15 protein-coding genes are annotated in these 17,742 nt (G+C 69.5%); 4 read left to right on the top strand and 11 right to left on the bottom strand.

Going from position 1 to position 17,742, the window contains the following annotated elements:
- Positions 1–51 precede the first annotated feature (51 nt).
- Positions 52–738, top strand: coding sequence for a DedA family protein (locus ACZ5PB_RS08175; protein WP_468688861.1), 687 nt, complete (start codon positions 52–54; stop codon positions 736–738).
- On the opposite strand, the gene ACZ5PB_RS08170 is transcribed toward ACZ5PB_RS08175, so the two are convergent.
- The 3 genes from ACZ5PB_RS08170 to ACZ5PB_RS08160 are packed head-to-tail and all read right to left on the bottom strand — an operon-like array spanning position 701 to position 5,430.
- The gene (locus ACZ5PB_RS08170) at positions 701–1,558 is read right to left on the bottom strand and encodes an HAD family hydrolase (protein ID WP_468688860.1); all 858 of its coding nucleotides are present in this window, start codon (positions 1,556–1,558) and stop codon (positions 701–703) included. The two genes, ACZ5PB_RS08175 and ACZ5PB_RS08170, sit on opposite strands and share 38 nt — an antisense overlap.
- A complete protein-coding gene (locus ACZ5PB_RS08165; protein WP_468688858.1) occupies positions 1,555–4,218 on the bottom strand; it encodes a phosphoribosyltransferase in 2,664 nt (887 codons plus the stop codon). The genes ACZ5PB_RS08170 and ACZ5PB_RS08165 overlap by 4 nt, the downstream gene beginning before the upstream one ends.
- 3 nt (positions 4,219–4,221) lie before the next feature.
- Positions 4,222–5,430, bottom strand: a complete 1,209-nt coding sequence (locus tag ACZ5PB_RS08160; protein WP_468688856.1) for an HpcH/HpaI aldolase/citrate lyase family protein — start codon at positions 5,428–5,430, stop codon at positions 4,222–4,224.
- A 240-nt stretch (positions 5,431–5,670) separates the two neighbouring features.
- Here ACZ5PB_RS08160 and ACZ5PB_RS08155 point away from each other — a divergent pair, with 240 nt between their 5' ends.
- A complete protein-coding gene (locus ACZ5PB_RS08155) occupies positions 5,671–6,600 on the top strand; it encodes a TerD family protein (RefSeq protein ID WP_468688854.1) in 930 nt (309 codons plus the stop codon).
- Positions 6,601–6,730: 130 nt separating this feature from the next.
- Here ACZ5PB_RS08155 and ACZ5PB_RS08150 read toward each other — a convergent pair whose 3' ends face one another.
- The 6 genes from ACZ5PB_RS08150 to ACZ5PB_RS08125 form a co-directional block, all read right to left on the bottom strand.
- Positions 6,731–7,477: a TerD family protein gene (locus ACZ5PB_RS08150; RefSeq protein ID WP_468688852.1), complete on the bottom strand. Its 747-nt coding sequence runs from the start codon at positions 7,475–7,477 to the stop codon at positions 6,731–6,733.
- A 175-nt stretch (positions 7,478–7,652) separates the two neighbouring features.
- On the bottom strand, positions 7,653–8,795 hold the full coding sequence (locus ACZ5PB_RS08145; protein WP_468688850.1) for a DUF475 domain-containing protein: 1,143 nt from the start codon (positions 8,793–8,795) through the stop codon (positions 7,653–7,655).
- A 46-nt stretch (positions 8,796–8,841) separates the two neighbouring features.
- A complete protein-coding gene (locus ACZ5PB_RS08140) occupies positions 8,842–9,417 on the bottom strand; it encodes a TerD family protein (protein WP_468688848.1) in 576 nt (191 codons plus the stop codon).
- Positions 9,418–9,644: 227 nt separating this feature from the next.
- A complete protein-coding gene (locus ACZ5PB_RS08135) occupies positions 9,645–10,220 on the bottom strand; it encodes a TerD family protein (protein WP_468688846.1) in 576 nt (191 codons plus the stop codon).
- Positions 10,221–10,371: 151 nt separating this feature from the next.
- Positions 10,372–10,830 carry a peroxiredoxin gene (locus ACZ5PB_RS08130; protein ID WP_468688844.1) on the bottom strand — a complete coding sequence of 153 codons (459 nt, stop codon included), beginning with the start codon at positions 10,828–10,830 and terminating at the stop codon, positions 10,372–10,374.
- A gap of 138 nt (positions 10,831–10,968) precedes the next feature.
- On the bottom strand, positions 10,969–11,409 hold the full coding sequence (locus tag ACZ5PB_RS08125) for a DUF3052 domain-containing protein (RefSeq protein WP_468688842.1): 441 nt from the start codon (positions 11,407–11,409) through the stop codon (positions 10,969–10,971).
- A 471-nt stretch (positions 11,410–11,880) separates the two neighbouring features.
- On the opposite strand from ACZ5PB_RS08125, the gene aceE reads away from it, so the two are divergent.
- Together aceE and ACZ5PB_RS08115 are read left to right on the top strand one after the other, a co-directional pair.
- Positions 11,881–14,613, top strand: a complete 2,733-nt coding sequence (gene aceE / locus ACZ5PB_RS08120) for a pyruvate dehydrogenase (acetyl-transferring), homodimeric type (protein WP_468688840.1) — start codon at positions 11,881–11,883, stop codon at positions 14,611–14,613.
- A 101-nt stretch (positions 14,614–14,714) separates the two neighbouring features.
- On the top strand, positions 14,715–15,506 hold the full coding sequence (locus ACZ5PB_RS08115) for a potassium channel family protein (protein ID WP_468688838.1): 792 nt from the start codon (positions 14,715–14,717) through the stop codon (positions 15,504–15,506).
- On the opposite strand, the gene ACZ5PB_RS08110 is transcribed toward ACZ5PB_RS08115, so the two are convergent.
- Both ACZ5PB_RS08110 and ACZ5PB_RS08105 read right to left on the bottom strand, forming a co-directional pair.
- Complete coding sequence (locus tag ACZ5PB_RS08110) at positions 15,487–15,873, bottom strand: peptidase inhibitor family I36 protein (protein WP_468688938.1); 387 nt, start codon at positions 15,871–15,873, stop codon at positions 15,487–15,489. The two genes, ACZ5PB_RS08115 and ACZ5PB_RS08110, sit on opposite strands and share 20 nt — an antisense overlap.
- 213 nt (positions 15,874–16,086) lie before the next feature.
- Positions 16,087–17,700, bottom strand: coding sequence for an MFS transporter (locus ACZ5PB_RS08105; protein WP_468688836.1), 1,614 nt, complete (start codon positions 17,698–17,700; stop codon positions 16,087–16,089).
- Positions 17,701–17,742 lie beyond the last annotated feature (42 nt).

The following is a 17,742-nucleotide window of genomic DNA, read 5'->3' as shown; positions in this document are numbered from 1 at the left end:
CTGCGGTTTCCTTCAGTGTGCCTTCAGGCTCGGTTCACTAGCGTGGAAGGCATGATCGAAAGCAGCGCACCTCAGTGGATCAACACCCTCATGGACACCTTGGGGGCGCCCGGCGCCGGCCTGGCCATCGCCCTGGAGAACCTCTTTCCCCCGCTCCCGAGCGAAGTGATCCTGCCGCTGGCCGGATTTGCCGCGGGGACGGGCCAGATGAGCCTGTGGGCGGCCCTGCTGTGGACCACGGCCGGTTCGGTGATCGGCGCCCTCGCCCTGTACGGGGTGGGCGCGCTGCTCGGGCGCGAGCGGACGGTGGCGATAGCCGCGAAGCTGCCGCTGGTGAAGGTGGCGGACATCGAGCGGACGGAGGCGTGGTTCGCCAAGCACGGGACGAAGGCGGTGCTGTTCGGCCGGATGATCCCGATCTTCCGCAGCCTCATATCCGTGCCCGCGGGGATCGAGCGGATGCCGATACCGGTGTTCCTCGGGCTCACCACGCTGGGCAGCGCGGTGTGGAACACCCTGTTCGTGCTTGCCGGGTATCTGCTGGGCGACAACTGGGAGGAGGTGTCGGGTTATGTGTCCGTGTACTCGAAGGTGGTCCTGGTCGTGGCGGGGCTCGCGGTGTTGGCCTTCGTGGTGGTCCGGGTGGTCAGGAAGAGGAAGGGGCGCAGGCGCCTGGAGCGGACGGGCTCCGGGACGGCTGTCAGCGAGCGGGCCGGTGCCGGTCTGCCGCGCGAATGAACTGCCGCAGGATTTCCTCTCCCGCGGCGATCCCGGTCTCGGGCAGGGCGGTGATCGCCGGGGAGCTCCAGCCGGCGTCGGCGAGTTCGCCGTGGCCGGGGCGCCAGCCGAGGTCGGCGGCCGCCAGGAGGTCCGCGTCGAGCAGGGAGTCCCCGGCGGCGAGGGTGAGCGTGGCACCGGTGCGGCGGGCCACCTCGACGACGGCGGCGCTCTTGGTGAGCGGGTCGGGCACGACGTAGATCTTGCGGCCCTGGAGGGAGACGTTCCAGCCGTGTGGTGCGGCCCAGGCGGCGAGTTCCTTGACCCAGCCGTCGGGGAGCAGGGCGCGTTCGACGACCAGGTACGCGAAGAGGTCCTCGGCGACCCGGTCCTTGAGCAGCCAGCCGGGGTCGGCCGTACGGGCCAGATGGGCGCGGATCTCGGCGAGCGGGGCGCACTCGTCGGCGAGCCGCCGGGTGACCTGCTCCTGCCAGTCCCGGTCGGTGACGCCGTCGACGAGGAGGTGCCCGCCGTTGGCGCAGATCGCGAACCGCGGTGCGGGGCCCGGGAGATGGATGCGGTGGTACTGCTCCCGGGTGCGGGTCGTGGTGGGTACGAAGAGCGTGCCGGGGGCGCCGGACGCCAGCTCGGTGAGCAGTCCGGCGGCGGTCTCCGTGACGTAGGAGAGGGGTTTGCCTTCGTAGACCTCGACGCACAGCAGGCGTGGTGCCTCGGCGTCGGGCATGCGCAGGCCGAGGGCGGCGGACGAGTAGATCAGGGTGCGGTCGAGGTCGCTGGCGACCAGTACGGGTCCGGTCCCGGGGGTGGGGAGGGTGCTCACTTGGTGTCGACCGCCTTGCCGTCGACGCCGGTCGCACCCCGGGTGAAGCGGGGGTGGATGAGTCCGACGCAGGTGTACGGGAGGTGGTCGACCTCCTCGATGGGGACGCCGCGCTGTTCCGCCAGGAGGCGTACGTGGCGGAGGTCGCTGCCCGCGCCGCGTCGGGCGAGGATCTTCCAGGGGACGCGCCGCAGCAGGACGCGGGTGGTCTCGCCGACTCCGGGCTTGACGAGGTTGACGTCATGGATGCCGTAGTCCTCGCTGATCCGCTCGACGGCGGCCCAGCCCTCCCAGGTGGGGGTGCGGTCCCGGCCCTGGAGTGCCTTGACCTCGGTGTCGACGGCGTCGGTCACCTCGTCGAAGCGGGCGGCGATCGTGTCGAGGAAGAGCCCGGAGACGTCGGTGTCCGCGAGTTCCCGGTAGAACTTCCCGCCGTGGAAGTCGTCCGGCCCGACCAGGTCGGAGCGGAGCACGGTGCGCGAGATCAGGCCGGAGACCGTGGAGTTGAGGCAGGCGGACGGGATGAGGAAGTCCTCGCGGGTGCCGAAGGTGCGGACACAGGAGCCGGGGTCGGCGAGTACCGCGATCTCCGGGTCGAAGCCGTGGAGGGTGTCGTCGATGCCCGCGTCCTTGTGGAACTCGGCTATCGCGTCGGCGAGTTCGCGGGTGATGGCTCCCTTGCCGGTCCAGCCGTCGACGAAGACGACGTCCGCCGGGTCGTGGTGGGCGGCGAGCCAGCGCAGGGCGTTGGCGTCGATGCCCCGGCCCCGGACGATGGACACCGCGTAGTGCGGCAGGTCGAGGCCGTGCCGGTACTGGGCCCAGCGCCGCATCAGTACGCCGACGGGGGTGCCGGCCCGGGCGAGCGAGACCAGGACGGGGCGGGGAGAGCGCTCGGCGAGGACGGTTTCGGTGACGGTGCCGACGGCTTGGGCGATCCGGGCCGCCGACTCCTCCAGCGCGGAGCGGAACAGTTCCTGGTACTCGGCCGTCGGCTGGTACTCGACCGGCAGCGACTCCGCGTAGTGCGCGCCGCCCGCCTGGATCGCCTCCTCGCGTTCCTCCGTGGGCGCCTCCAGGGTCAGGTCGGAAAGGTCCTGGAGGAGCCAGCCGACGTCCTCCGGCGCGTAGGAGGAGAAGGCGGGCCCCCTGAGGGGCTCGGGGAGGAGACCGGGGCGGGGTTCGGGCACGGACGGCTCCTGGGCGGGCGGGGAGGGACGGGGGACGTACGAGGGGAGGACCGCGAGCAGGACGCGGTCCGTGTGCGCGGCGAGGCGGGCCAGGAGGCCGTCGGGGGCGTGCAGCGCGGAGGTGTCGGCGACCGAGTCGACGACGACGACCACGGCGTCGAAGCCGGCTCCGGCGACGTTGTAGGCGTAGCGCTCGCCGGGGCCGTCGGCGGGGTCGTCGTGGGCGGGGAAGACCAGCCGGGTGCGGATGGCGTAGCCCGGGTCGTCCACGGCGAGTACGGGCGAGCGGGTGGTGGTGGAGAAGCGGATGTCCGCTCCGGTCCGCTGCTCCAGGGCCTCGCCGATGCGCAGCGGCGCGTACATCAGCTCCTCGGATCCCAGGATCAGCACGCGGGCTCCGGCGTCCGGGCCGGACAGTGCGTCGCCGAGCCTGGCGGCCATGCCGGGGAGGGCCGCCTCAAGGGCCGTTCGGTGCTCGGGCAGGAATCCGTGCCGTCCGCCGTCGGGGACGCCGACGGGCCAGCCGAGGTCCACCCGCACCACCTCGGGGGCGGACGTGGCCTCGGGGGCGCTCTCGGGCGCGGGGGCCGCTTCGGGGGATGCGGGGGAATCCGGGGATCCGGGCAGGCCGTTCGGCGGCTGCTGCGGCTCCTGCGGCTGCTGTTGCCTGGATTCCTCTGCCGCCACCAGGTCCTGTCCCTTGGCCAGGACGCCTTCGGGCAGGCGGACCGTTCCGGAGGCGCGGGCGATCAGGTCGACGCGGGCGCCGATCTCGGCGGCGAAGTCGGTGAGGCGGTCGTGGTCCTGCGGGGAGCGCATGTCGACCAGGGCGACGACGACGTACCGCTCGCGGGGGTGGCGGGCGTGCAGGTCCCGGATGGTGTTGAGGACGGTGTTGCCCGTCGAGAACTCGTCGTCGACGAGCACCAGCGGGCCGTCCCCGGTGAGCAGTCCGGGGTTCTCCGGCAGCAGCAGGTGGGAGGTGGCGTGCGAGTGGGACTCCTCGAATCCGCCCGCCGTCGCGACTCCGGCGACCGGGCGCCGGGTGGAGTGGAGGTAGGGGGCGAGGGCGAGGCCGTCGGCGACGGAGTGGCCCAGGCCGGTCGCGGTCTCGGCGTAGCCGAGGACGACCGCCCGTGCGGCGTCCCGCTCGCCCAGGAGTTCGCGCACCCGCCGGCCCAGCGCGAGCCCGGCGCCGTACACCAGCGAGGGCTTCTGCGGGACGTGCTTGCCGAGGATGTTCGAGACGAGGAGGTGGGCCCGCTTGGGGTTGCGGCGCAGCGCCAGCCCCAGCAGGCCGGCCAGTTCCTCACCGCCCGAGGGGCCCGTGGCACCCGAGACACCCGGGGATCCGGTGCCCGCACCGGCGTGCTCGTCTCCGTGGCCGTGCCCGACGAGCTCCACGCCCAGCCGTTCGGCCACCCAACTACCGGACCACACCACGTCGTTGCTCTCTCTTCCTTGTTCCACGGATCAGTCCGTGAGGCCCGTGAGGCCGGCCGTCAGCAGTTCCACGAAGCCGATGTCCTCGCGCGCCACTCCGAAGGCCTCGGCGCGCAGCAGGGTGCGCTCCGCCCAGGCGCGGTGCGGCTTCACCTCGTTCATCTTGTTGGTGTAGGCCGAGCGCAGCACTCCGCCGCCGTCGCGGTCCGGCTGGAGGATGTCCCGGGCGTCGCTGAACTCCTCGTGGCTGACCACCGACAGCGCGTGCACGGGCAGTACGTGCGAGGGGTGGATGCAGGTCTTGCCCTGGAGCCCGTTGGCCCGGTCGAGGCCGATCTCGCGCAGCAGGCCGTCCATGTCGTGCTCGATGAGGGAGGTGCGCAGTTCCTCGGCGCGGCCCTCCAGGAAGGGGCTGCGGCGCAGCTGCGGCTTGAACATCCGCTCCTGGACCCGGAAGTACTCCCAGACCGGCCCGGTGATGGTGAAGCCGGTGCCGTCCGAGCGGCCGAGGACGTTGACGACGTCGCCGATGGCACCGGCCACGATCTGGACGTCGTACGCCGTCATGTCGGGCGCCCTGCGCAGTCCGTAGGCGGAGCAGAAGTCGGTGACGCCCAGGCGCAGGGCGAGCACCCGGTCCCGGTACTTGTCGACGGTGCGGGCGATTCCGGCGAGGGTTTCGGCCCTTGTCTCCAGGTGCAGGAGTTCCGGGGACTCCAGGACCGGCATCACGAAGAGCCGCTGCCCGCCGACGGCCTCGGCCTCGGCGAGGGCCTCCAGGAAGGGGACGCCACGCTCCTCGGTGAACTTCGGAAGTACGAATCCGGACAACACACGGGCCGAGGCCCCGAACCGGCGCACCAGGTCGGGTATCTGCCCGGGCTCCCGCACCCGCACGAAGAGCAGCGGCGCTGCCGGGACGCTCTCCCCGCCCGGAGTGGCCGGGGTGGCCGAGGTGCGGTCCGCGAGGGCGGCGAACTGCCTCACGAGGTTCTCCTCGGCGCCCTTGACCTCGGCGTCGTCGATGGAGTCCTCCAGGCAGAGCACCATGGACACCACGCCGCGGCCGGCCTGCTTGAGTACGTCGTCGGCGAGGCGGGGCCGGGTCGCCGGGCTGTAGAGCGTGGCGCCGAGCGCGGCCGAGAGCAGCGGCGCCGGGGAGTTCGCGTCGAACTCGCAGGGCTCCTGGTGAAAGATCCGCTGCCGCAGAGCGGACGGGATATGCCCGAAATGACGCATCTGATACCCCCGAATTCCTGCTCTGAGCTGCCTTGTGTGATCCGTCAAAGACCCGCGTGTGCCCTGTCGGGCCCGGATCCGTGGCTTGTTATGGCCGGTAATAGTACGTAGGAGCGCATGTCCAGAGTTCCCCTTGTGCGTGAATTCCAGGTAACCCGGTCCGATCGGTCCTGCTCATGACCGTACGGGAACCGGCCCCCGCGTTGTCCGCACGGGCCGGAGGAAGGCAGGATGACGGGCATGAAGCAAGCGATGCTGAAGGGCGCGAACGTTCCGCTCGCCGCCACGGCCGTCCGGGCCGTGCTCCGCTGGACCCCCGGCCCCGGCATCCCCAGCGTGGACGCCTCCGCGCTGCTTCTGGGCGGCGAGGGCAGGGTGCGCTCCGACGAGGACTTCGTCTTCTACAACCAGCCCCGGCACCCCTCCGGCCTGGTCCGCCGGCTGGCGCTCAAGCGGGTCGCCGAGGGCATGACGGACACCATCGCCGCGGATCTCACCTCGCTCGACGCCTCCGTCGACCGGGTGGTGATCGCCGCCTCCTTCGAGATCAACAGCGGTCCTGCCACCCTCGACCTCGTCCGTGACCTCCGGATCCTGCTGTACGACGCGGGCCCGGGCGCCGCTGCCGACGGCGAGCCGCTCGCGCTGTTCGACGTGAAGCCGGAGACCGGTGAGGAGACCGCCGTCATCTGCGGCGAGATCTACCGGCGCGGTGAGGGCTGGAAGTTCCGCGCGGTCGGGCAGGGCTATCCGACCGGGCTGATCGGGCTGGCCACGGAGTTCGGGATCTCCGTCGACGAGGGCGAGGGCGAGGGCGAGGCGGAGGGTGCGGCCTCGGTCAACGGGGACGGACCCGCGCAGTCCGCCCCGCCCCGTCCGGTGCCGGACCCCTCCGCGGTGACGGCCGCCGTGCCTGCCTCGCCGCCGTTCCCCGCTCCCGCGCAGGGCCAGGCTCCCGTACAGCCGGTGCAGCCGCCGCCCGCCCAGCCGGCCTACGGCTATCCCCCGTCCGCGCCGCCCGCGGCTCCGGCGGAGCCCGCGTACGGCTACCCGCAGTCGGCCTCCGCCCAGCCCGCCTACGGCTATCCGCAGCCGGCCCCCGCTGCCGCGCCCGCCCCGGACCCGAACTTCCGGCTCCCGCCGCAGGGCCCGCAGTTCATCCGCGCCTGACCGGTCCGGCAGGTCCGGGCCACCCCGCAAGTCCGGGCCACCAGGCAGGTCCGGGCCGCCAGGCAAGTCCGGTCCGCCAGCTCCGGCCGGGCCGTCCACTGCGTCCGCACCACCCGGGCCGTCCGCCGCGCTACGCCTTGGCCTTGTAGCCGCGGCCCCACTGGAGGCCCCACCCGTACAGCCGGTCCAGTTCGGCCTGGAAGCCGTACACGAACTTCACCTCGCGGCGCACGATGAGCCCGTCCTTGGCGTTCTCGATGCTGAAGACGGCGCAGGAGCGGGCCTGCGGGGCGCGTTCGTCGAGTTCGATCTCGATCCTCGGCCCGTTGCTCGGGTAGAGCGTGACGACCGCGTGCGTGCGGTCGAAGGCGGGGGTCTGGTCGTAGATGTAGACGAAGACCAGCAGCCGGGCGATCTCGTCGCGGTGGTCGAGGTTGATGAATATGGTCTCGCCGGAGGGGGCGCCGAACCGGTCGTCGCCGCTGAGCTTCACGTACGGCGGGCCGTTCATGTCGCCGAAGAAGCCGCCGAGCGGCTGCACCACGCCCTTGGAGCCGTCCTTGAGCTCGTAGAGGCAGCCGAGGTCCAGGTCGACGTTGACGACGCCCTGGGTGTGCGCCTGGACGACCTCGGGCTGGAAGAACCGCAGGGAGCGCGAGACCAGGTTGCCGCTGTGCTTGGTCCGGCCGCCGATGTCGGAGGTGCGCATGCGCCAGGAGAGGTTGACGCGCAGGCTGCCGGTGTCCGCGCCCTGTTTGCTGAGCGAGACCACCGGGTGCCGTTTGGTCAGCTCGATGGAGTTCGTCGCGGCGCTGCCCGAGTCGAACTGCACCTCGTTGCTCTGCCACAGGCTGCTGATCCGGTCCCAGACGGCCATGCGGTCCTCCCCCAAGATGGCTCTTCGGATGGCTCCGTGCCCACGGCACCCATGCACCCCGGACACCCCAAAAGGGGCGGCCCCGCGGACTCGCGCCGCGCGTGGCCGCCCCGTTTCAGAGCGTTCCTCAATACAGGCCGGGTCACACCCCGGAACCGGACACCGTCAGTGCGGGTCAGACTCCGGAGGGGACTTCGGCCTGTTCACTCGGTTTTTTTCCGCCCTCGGCCGCGATCCGCTTGTTGCGGCGCACGGAGGACCAGAAGGACCAGGCGATCAGGAGGACGCCGATGCCGCCGGTGATGACCTCGTGGATCTCGTACTGGATGGTCACGAGCAGGATCACGGCGAGGGCGCCGATCGCGTAGTGCGCGCCGTGCTCCAGGTAGACGTAGTCGTCCAGGGTGCCCTGGCGGACCAGGTAGACCGTCAGCGAACGCACGTACATCGCACCGATGCCGAGTCCGAGCGCCATCAGGACGATGTCGTTGGTGACCGCGAAGGCACCGATCACGCCGTCGAAGGAGAACGAGGCGTCCAGGACCTCCAGGTAGAGGAACATGAAGAACGCGGCCTTGCCCGCCAGGGCCACGCCGGTGTTCTTCTTGCCGGCGCGCTTGGCCTCTTCCTCGGCCTCGTGCTCGCGCTCCTCCTCCTCTTCGAGCTTGTCCTCGAAGAAGCTGGAGAGACCGCCGACGATCAGATACGTGATCAGACCGGCGACGCCCGAGATCAGTACGGTCTCGGCCTTGTTGACGTGCGTGCCGCCGTGCTGGTGGGCGTTGACGGCGAACGTCATCGAGGTCACGAGCAGGACGATCAGCGCGATGCAGACCGACAGCATGTCGACCTTGCCCAGCTTGGCCAGCGGACGCTCCAGCCAGGCGAGCCACTTGATGTCCCGGTCCTCGAAGATGAAGTCGAGGAAGATCATCAACAGGAACATGCCACCGAAGGCGGCGATCGACGGGTGAGCGTCGGTCACCAGCTGCTTGTACATGTCCTTGTCGGTCATTGCCAGATCGACGGCCTCGATGGGCCCGATCTTGGCGCTGATGGCGACGATGACCACGGGGAAGACCAGGCGCATGCCGAACACGGCGATGAGAATGCCGATGGTGAGGAAGATCTTCTGCCAGAAGGCATTCATCTTCTTCAGGATCCCGGCGTTGACCACCGCGTTGTCGAAGGACAGCGAGATCTCCAGGATGGACAGGATCGCCACGATTCCGAAGCCGGTCCACCCCCCGTAGAGAACCGCCGCGACCAGGCCGAGCGCGGTTACCGCGAACGACCAGCCGAAGGTTTTCAGAACCACTGGCTACCTCTCGTCGAGTACATCTCTCCCCCGCGTGTGCGGGGCTTTACGAAACGTTGACCCCGAAGTCTAGAGCGATGCCCCGCAGCCCGGACGCATACCCCTGCCCAACGGCGCGGAACTTCCATTCTCCGCTGTACCGGTAGACCTCGCCGAAGATCATCGCGGTCTCGCTGGAGGCGTCCTCGCTGAGGTCGTAACGGGCGAGTTCCTGGCCGTCGGCCTGGTTGACGACGCGGATGAAAGCGTTGCTGACCTGGCCGAACGTCTGGCCGCGGTTGTCGGCGTCGTGGATCGAGACCGGGAAGACGATCTTGTCGACGGTCATCGGGACCTTGGAGAGGTCGATGAGCAGCGACTCGTCGTCACCGTCACCCTCGCCGGTGAGGTTGTCGCCGGTGTGCTCGACGGAGCCCTCGGGGCTGGTGAGGTTGTTGTAGAAGATGAAGTACTCGTCACCGAGCACCCGGCCGTCCTTGCACAGCAGTGCGCTGGCGTCGAGGTCGAAGTCGGCCCCGGTGGTGGAACGTGCGTCCCAGCCGAGCCCGATCAGCACCTGAGTGAGGTTCGGAGCGGCCTTCGAGAGGGAGACATTGCCTCCCTTGGCGAGCGTGACGCCCATGATCTTTCTTCCTCCCCGCGGCGGTGGAGCAGTGGATTAGGCGCGTCCGGCGCCGCACTGGTGGGTGCGGCGCCGGACGGAAGTGGGCCTGGCAGGAACCGGGGCCGTGCCTCACTGCGAGGCGTACGAGCCGTACGAGGTCGTACGGGACGCGCGCGAGCGCACAAGGCGCACACGGCGCGCGAGCCGTACAAGCCGTACGAGGTCGCGGGAGGCCCTGGTCCGGCTCAGACGTTGACGCCGAAGTCCTGCGCGATGCCGCGCAGGCCGGAGGCGTAACCCTGACCGATGGCACGGAACTTCCACTCCGCGCCGTTGCGGTACAGCTCGCCGAAGACCATGGCGGTCTCGGTCGAGGCGTCCTCGCTGAGGTCGTAGCGGGCGAGCTCGGCGTTGTCGGCCTGGTTCACGACGCGGATGTACGCGTTGCGGACCTGGCCGAAGCTCTGCTGGCGGGTCTCGGCCTCGTAGATCGAGACCGGGAAGACGATCTTGGAGACATCGGCCGGTACGCCGGCCAGGTTCACCTTGATGACCTCGTCGTCGCCCTCGCCCTCACCGGTGAGGTTGTCACCGGTGTGCTCGACGGAACCGTCGGGGCTCTTGAGGTTGTTGAAGAAGACGAAGTTCGAGTCGTTGGCGACCTTCCCCGCGTCGTTGGTCAGGATCGCGCTGGCGTCGAGGTCGAAGTCGCCGCCGGTGGTGGTGCGCGCGTCCCAGCCCAGACCGACGACGACTGCCGTCAGGTTCGGGGCGGCCTTGGACAGCGAGACGTTTCCGCCCTTGCTGAGGCTGACTCCCACGAGTCCTCCAAAGTGTGTCGAGGGGCTCAGGTGAGGCCCTGCCCCCGTAGTGCAGCTGGCATCGGATCAACGTATTGATCCTAGTGACCGGTTCCCCGTCACGGCAGGACTTAAGTCCCGAATTCCTCGGGGCTCAAGGCTCCCGCCCGGATCAGAGCGTGTCGAGGGCCTTGACGTACTCGTCCGGATCCCGGGCGTCCGGCAGGCCGTTGACGACCGTCCAGCGCACCACGCCCGCCTTGTCGATGACGAACGTGCCGCGGACGGCGCAGCCCTTGTCCGTATCGAAGACGCCGTACTCCCGCGAGACGTTGCCGTGCGGCCAGAAGTCCGACAGGAGCGGGTACTCCAGGTTCTCCTGGTCGCCGAAGACACGCAGGGTGTGCATGGAGTCGCAGGACGCGGCCAGCAGTTGGACGTCGTCGTTGACGAACCTGTCCAGACCGGCCTGGAGGGCGGCCAGCTCGCCGGTGCAGACCCCGGTGAAGGCGAAGGGGTAGAAGAGGAGCAGCACGTTCTTCTCGCCCCGGAAGTCCGACAGGCGCACGGTGCGGCCGTGGTTGTCCTTGAGCGCGAAGTCCGGGGCCTCGGTGCCCACCTCGATCGCCATGGATATCTCCTGCCTCGCGCTGGGCCGTTCGGGTTTCCCCGAAGCCTACGCAAGGACGCGGACAGAACACCGAAGGACCCCCGCCGGCCTGCGCCGGCGGGGGTCCTTGGGGTACTTCGTCTGAGGTGTTTCCGGCTGTTAGCGCTTGCCGGACTTCGCCGCCTTCGGCGAGACCAGGCGGCTGCCCGTCCAGTCCTTGGCCGCGTTGACGCTCTTGGTCTGGGAGAGACCGGCGGTGGTGGCGGCTTCGTTGATGTCGCTCGGCTCGACATAGCCGTCACGGCCGGTCTTGGGAGTCATCAGCCAGACGGTGCCGCCGTCCTCGATGAGCGTGGTGGCGTCCACCAGCGCATCCGTCAGGTCGCCGTCCTCGTCCCTGAACCACAGGACGACGGCGTCAGCCACGTCGTCGTAGTCCTCGTCGACGAGTTCGCCGCCGATGATCTCCTCGATGGCTTCGCGGAGCTCCTGATCGACATCGTCGTCGAAGCCGATCTCCTGGACCACCTGCTCGGGCTGGAAACCCAGCCTCGCGGCAGGGTTGGTCCGCTCCTCCGCGTGGTCCGCGGTCGCGCTCACGGATTGCCTCCTGATCTGTTTTCGGGAAGTGCTTTTTCAGCAATGTGCCTGAGCCGCGCGCGTGCGCGGCATTGGCCGTAGTCCACACGGGCGGGACCGATCGCGCAAGTACCCGGCCGCCCGGACCGCCGAAACGGTGACGGATGGGACGCCTCCGCCGCAACTTCTGACGGCCCGGAAAGGCCGCGCAGTGATTCATCCCACACCATTCGCGACGCTTTGCCACGTTTCGTTCCTCCACTCCGCCAATCGGGGGCGAACGGTTTTACGAAACGCACGAACGGGCGGGGCGTAAGGTTGCGATTTGGTCGATGCCGGTCATTGACGACGGCGGGGCAGTCGGTCCGCGACGGTGGTTACCCCTCGGTAGAGATGACGTTTACGTCCCCTGGGTACACGATGGACAGCGGCGCGACGCCCAGACCGTGACACCCCCATACGTGGTCAATTCCCTACCAGCGAAGGAACAGCGTGGCTTCCGGATCCGATCGCAACCCGATCATCATTGGCGGCCTGCCGAGCCAGGTCCCGGATTTCGATCCCGAGGAGACCCAGGAATGGCTCGACTCGCTTGACGCGGCCGTCGACGAGCGGGGCCGCGAGCGGGCCCGCTACCTGATGCTCCGCCTGATCGAACGTGCCCGCGAGAAGCGCGTGGCCGTGCCCGAGATGCGCAGCACGGACTACGTCAACACCATCGCGACCAAGGACGAGCCGTTCTTCCCGGGTGACGAGGAGATCGAGCGCAAGGTCCTCAACGCGACCCGCTGGAACGCGGCCGTGATGGTCTCGCGCGCCCAGCGCCCCGGCATCGGGGTCGGCGGCCACATCGCCACCTTCGCCTCCTCCGCCTCGCTGTACGACGTGGGCTTCAACCACTTCTTCCGCGGCAAGGACGAGGGCGACGGCGGCGACCAGATCTTCTTCCAGGGCCATGCCTCCCCCGGCATCTACGCCCGCGCGTTCCTGCTGGACCGGCTGACCGAGACGCAGCTGGACGCGTTCCGCCAGGAGAAGTCGAAGTTCCCCAACGGGCTTTCGTCGTACCCGCACCCGCGGCTGATGCCGGACTTCTGGGAGTTCCCGACCGTCTCGATGGGCCTGGGTCCCCTCGGTGCGATCTACCAGGCCCGGATGAACCGCTACATGGAGGCGCGCGGCATCGCCGACACCTCCAAGTCGCATGTGTGGGCGTACCTCGGCGACGGCGAGATGGACGAGCCCGAGTCGCTCGGCCAGCTCTCCATCGCCGCCCGGGAGGGCCTCGACAACCTGACCTTCGTCGTCAACTGCAACCTGCAGCGCCTCGACGGCCCGGTGCGCGGCAACGGCAAGGTCATCCAGGAGCTGGAGTCGCAGTTCCGCGGCGCCGGCTGGAACGTCATCAAGCTGGTCTGGGACCGCTCCTGGGACCCGCTGCTCGCGCAGGACCGCACCGGCATCCTGGTCAACAAGCTCAACACGACCCCGGACGGCCAGTTCCAGACGTACGCGACCGAGACCGGCGCGTACATCCGCGAGCACTTCTTCGGCGACGACCAGCGGCTGCGGGACATGGTCAAGGACATGTCCGACGAGCAGATCCTGCACCTGGGGCGCGGCGGTCACGACCACAAGAAGGTGTACGCGGCCTACGCGGCGGCCAAGGCGCACAAGGGCCAGCCGACCGTCATCCTGGCGCAGACGGTCAAGGGCTGGACGCTCGGACCGAACTTCGAGGGCCGCAACGCGACCCACCAGATGAAGAAGCTGACCGCCGAGGACCTCAAGCGGTTCCGCGACCGGCTGCACATCCCGATCGCGGACAAGGACCTGGAGGACGGCGCCCCGCCGTACTACCACCCGGGCCGCGACTCGGAGGAGATCCAGTACATGCACGACCGGCGGCAGAGCCTCGGCGGCTACGTGCCGTCGCGCGTCGTGCGCGCCAAGCCGCTCGTACTGCCCGAGGACAAGACGTACGCGGCTGCGAAGAAGGGTTCCGGCTCGCAGTCGATCGCCACGACCATGGCGTTTGTACGTGTACTGAAGGACCTCATGCGGGACAAGGAGATCGGCAAGCGGTTCGTGCTGATCGCGCCCGACGAGTACCGCACCTTCGGTATGGACGCGTTCTTCCCGAGTGCGAAGATCTACAACCCGCTCGGCCAGCAGTACGAGGCAGTGGACCGCGATCTGCTCCTCGCGTACAAGGAGTCGCCGACCGGTCAGATGCTGCACGACGGCATCTCCGAGGCGGGCTGCACGGCCTCGCTGATCGCCGCGGGATCGGCGTACGCGACGCACGGCGAGCCGCTGATCCCGGTGTACGTCTTCTACTCGATGTTCGGTTTCCAGCGCACCGGTGACCAGTTCTGGCAGATGGCCGACCAGTTGTCGCGCGGTTTCGTACTGGGTGCGACCGCCGGGCGTACGACGCTGACCGGTGAGGGTCTCCAGCACGCGGACGGCCACTCGCAGCTGCTCGCGTCCACCAACCCGGGCTGTGTCTCCTACGACCCGGCCTTCGGGTACGAGATCGCGCACATCGTGCAGGACGGCCTGAAGAGGATGTACGGCGAGAACGCCGAGGACGTCTTCTACTACCTGACCGTCTACAACGAGCCGATCCAGCACCCGGCCGAGCCCGAGAACGTGGACACCGAGGGCATCCTCAAGGGCATCTACCGCTACAAGGCCGGGGAGCAGGGCTCCATCCCGGCCCAGATCATGGCGTCCGGCGTGGCCGTGCCGTGGGCGGTCGAGGCGCAGCAGATCCTCGCCGACGAGTGGAACGTCAAGGCCGACGTCTGGTCCGCGACGTCCTGGAACGAGCTGCGGCGCGAGGCCGTCCAGTGCGAGGAGCACAACCTGCTGCATCCCGAGGAGGACATCCGGGTGCCGTACGTGACGCAGAAGCTCACGCACGCCGAGGGTCCGTTCGTGGCCGTTTCCGACTGGATGCGTTCGGTTCCGGACCAGATCTCGCGTTGGGTTCCGGGCCCGTACACCTCGCTCGGTGCGGACGGCTTCGGCTTCGCCGACACCCGTGGGGCGGCCCGTCGCTTCTTCCACATCGACGCGCAGTCGATCGTCCTGGCGACGCTCTCCGAGCTGGCCAAGGAGGGGAAGATCGACCGCTCCGCGCTCAAGCAGGCGGTGGACCGCTACCAGCTGCTCGACGTACGGGCGGCCGACCCGGGCGCGGCAGGCGGCGACGCCTGAGCCGGACGAGCAGCACAGGTAACAACTGATGCCCCCACCGGGTAACGGTTGAGGAAGGCGGCGGGCCCCAAGGGTCCCGCCGCCTTTCCGCGTTCCCTACGATGCCCGGCATGAAGCAGCAAACCGCTCAGGTCCGGTGGGAGCGGCGCACCCAGAACCCCCTTCTCGTCCTCGCGCTGGTCTTCGCCGCCGCGTACGCCGTGCCGATCGTCGCGCCGGGCGCGGCGGATCCGGTGCTCCGGGCCTGTTCGCTGGTCGAGTGGGCGGTGTGGGCGATCTTCGCCGCCGACTACCTCGTACGGCTGGCGCTGGCTCCGGGGAAGTGGCTGTTCGTCCGCAGCCATCCGCTGGACCTGCTCGCCGTACTGCTGCCCCTAGCCAGGCCGCTGCGGCTGCTGCGGCTGGTGTCCACCCTGGTGCTGGTGGGGCGGCGGGCCCGGATGGCGTCGCAGATCACCCTGACCGCGTACGTCGGGGGCTCGGTGGTGGGGCTGCTGATGTTCGGCTCGCTGGCGGTCCTGGAGGTCGAGCGCGACGCACCGGGCGGGAACATCAAGACGCTGGGCGACGCGCTCTGGTGGTCCGTCACCACCATGACGACCGTGGGCTACGGCGACCACTCCCCCACCACCGGGCTCGGGCGGGTGCTCGCGGTCGGGCTGATGCTGTCGGGAATCGCGCTGCTCGGTGTGGTGACGGCGAACATCGCGGCCTGGTTCATCTCCCGTTTCGAGCGGGACGACGCCGAGGAGCGCCGTCAGACGGAGCTGATCGAGGCGCTGGTGCTGGAGGTCAAGGAGCTGCGGGCGGAGGTGGGCCGGCTCTCCTCGGACGGTGCGCCCGGGATACCGGCCCAGCGGCCCGCCCCCGGCGTCAGCTCTCCCACACCTTGAACGCCCGCACCCGGTAAGGGGACTGGGGCACCCAGCTGCCGCCGCCGGGGTAGGTGTCGAACTCGCCCGTCTCGGCGCACTCGGCCGACTGGTAGGTGGTGACGGGGCGGCCGGTGCGGTTGGCCAGCGCCTGCGCGTCGGTGCCCGGCGGCAGGGGTACGCAGGACTCGATGTCGGTGCCGGCCAGTTCGTGGGCGTACCGCTTGCCCTTGAAGCCGGGCTTCTGCCAGAGGCAGAGTTCACCGGCGGCACAGCTGCCGAGGGTGACGCCCCGCGCGGGGGCGGGGGCAGGAGCAGAGGCAGGTGCCGTCTGGGGCAGCAGGGTCGTGGCCGCCGTCAGGGTCGCGGCGAGTGCGGTGGTGCGCAGCAGGCTGTTCATCCGGATCGTCCCCCGTGGTCGTGTACGGATCTTCGGTGGATCCACCGTGACCTGCGCGAACGGGCCTGGGAAGGGGCCGCGTACCGGATCACCCTGATAGGCGACAGCCCCGCCGGAACCGGTCCGACGGGGCTGTGGGGGCGCGGAGTTGACGCTTCCGCGAGAGGTGCCGGCGTACGTGGACGTACGTGCCGGCGTACGTCAGATGTGGACTCCGCCGCCCGCGGCGTCCGCGTTCGCGCCGCGCTTGGTGAAGAGAGCGACGAACGCGGCGACCACGGCGACGATTCCGCCGATGGTGAAGGCGAAGCCCATGCCCGACACGAACGTGTCATGGACGACACCGGTGATCGCCTTGATTCCCTCGGGCGTCATGCCCGGTGCCTTGGCGAGCTCCTGCGTCGGGACCATGCCGAACTCGGCGGCCTGCTCCAGCTGCGGCGAGGCCGGACCCGGAATGCCCGCGTCCTTCCAGTTGCCCGCGAACTCGGCGTTGACGCGCGAGGACATCACGGCGCCGAGCACGGCCGTGCCCAGCGCGCCGCCGACCTGCATACCGGCCTGCTGGAGGCCGCCGGCCACGCCGGACAGCTCCAGCGGGGCGTTGCCGACGATGACCTCGGTGGCGCCGACCATGACCGGGGCGAGACCGAGGCCGAGCATCGCGAACCACAGGGACATGGTGAGCGTGCCGGTGCCGGTGTCCAGCGTGGACATCCCGAACATGGCGACCGCGGTGAAGACCATGCCGCCCACCAGCGGGACCCTCGGCCCGAACTTGGTGATCAGCAGGCCCGCGACGGGCGAGGAGACGATCATCATGCCGGTCAGCGGCAGCAGGTGCAGTCCGCTGTCGACCGGGCTCATGCCGTGCACGCCCTGGAGGTAGAACGTCACGAAGAAGAGGCCGCCCATGAACGCGAACGCCATCAGCACCATGAGGACCACACCGGCCGACAGCGGCACGGAGCGGAACATGGCCAGCGGAATCAGCGGTTCCTTCGCCTTGGTCTGCCAGAGGGCGAAGAGGACGAACAGGACCACCGAACCGCCCACGCACAGCCAGGTGTTCGTACCGCCCCAGCCCCAGGACTCCCCGGCCTTGATGAGGCCGTAGACCAGTGCGCCCATCGCGCCGGAGAGCAGCAGGATGCCCGGGATGTCGAAGGAGCGCGGCGCGTTCTCGGCGCGGTGGTCGCGCAGCACGATCAGGCCGAAGACCAGCGCGACGACGGCGACCGGCACGTTGATGAAGAAGACCGACTGCCAGCTGACGTGCTCGACGAGGAGACCGCCGACGATCGGGCCGCCCGCGGTGGAGGCGCCGATGACCATGCCCCAGATGCCGATCGCCATGTTCAGCTTCTCGGCGGGGAAGGTGGCGCGCAGCAGGCCGAGCGCGGCCGGCATGAGCAGTGCGCCGAACAGGCCCTGGAGCACGCGGAAGGCGATGACCAGGCCGATCTCCTGGGAGAAGCCGATGGCGGCCGAGGCGGCGGCGAAGCCCGCGATGCCTATCAGGAAGGTCTGCCGGTGGCCGAAGCGGTCACCCAGCTTGCCCGCGGTGATGAGCGCGACGGCGAGCGCGAGCAGATAGCCGTTGGTGATCCACTGGACGTCGGCCAGCGAGGCCTTGAGGTCGGCCTTGATGGCGGGGTTGGCGATGGCGACGATGGTGCCGTCGAGGGCCACCATCATCACGCCGATGGCCACGGCGAAGAGCGTCAGCCACGGGTGGCCGCGAAGCCCCTTGGCCTTCTGCGGTACGGGGTCGGGGCCCGGCGGCACCTTGTTGAGCGTGGTCTGTGCAGTCATGCGGTCAGATTAGTGTCAGTCGCTGACACTTGACGAACCAAT

It is taken from the genome of Streptomyces sp. NPDC032721, assembly GCF_055579625.1.
This window is presented reverse-complemented; position numbering and strand designations above follow the sequence as displayed.

Coding starts and splice junctions, on each gene's coding strand:
- ACZ5PB_RS08175 (WP_468688861.1), top strand. CDS start 52: ATGATCGAAAGCAGCGCACCTCAGTGGATCAACACCCTCATGGACACC.
- ACZ5PB_RS08160 (WP_468688856.1), bottom strand. CDS start 5,430: ATGCGTCATTTCGGGCATATCCCGTCCGCTCTGCGGCAGCGGATCTTT.
- ACZ5PB_RS08155 (WP_468688854.1), top strand. CDS start 5,671: ATGAAGCAAGCGATGCTGAAGGGCGCGAACGTTCCGCTCGCCGCCACG.
- ACZ5PB_RS08150 (WP_468688852.1), bottom strand. CDS start 7,477: ATGGCCGTCTGGGACCGGATCAGCAGCCTGTGGCAGAGCAACGAGGTG.
- ACZ5PB_RS08140 (WP_468688848.1), bottom strand. CDS start 9,417: ATGGGCGTCACGCTCGCCAAGGGAGGCAATGTCTCCCTCTCGAAGGCC.
- ACZ5PB_RS08130 (WP_468688844.1), bottom strand. CDS start 10,830: ATGGCGATCGAGGTGGGCACCGAGGCCCCGGACTTCGCGCTCAAGGAC.
- ACZ5PB_RS08115 (WP_468688838.1), top strand. CDS start 14,715: ATGCCCGGCATGAAGCAGCAAACCGCTCAGGTCCGGTGGGAGCGGCGC.
- ACZ5PB_RS08105 (WP_468688836.1), bottom strand. CDS start 17,700: ATGACTGCACAGACCACGCTCAACAAGGTGCCGCCGGGCCCCGACCCC.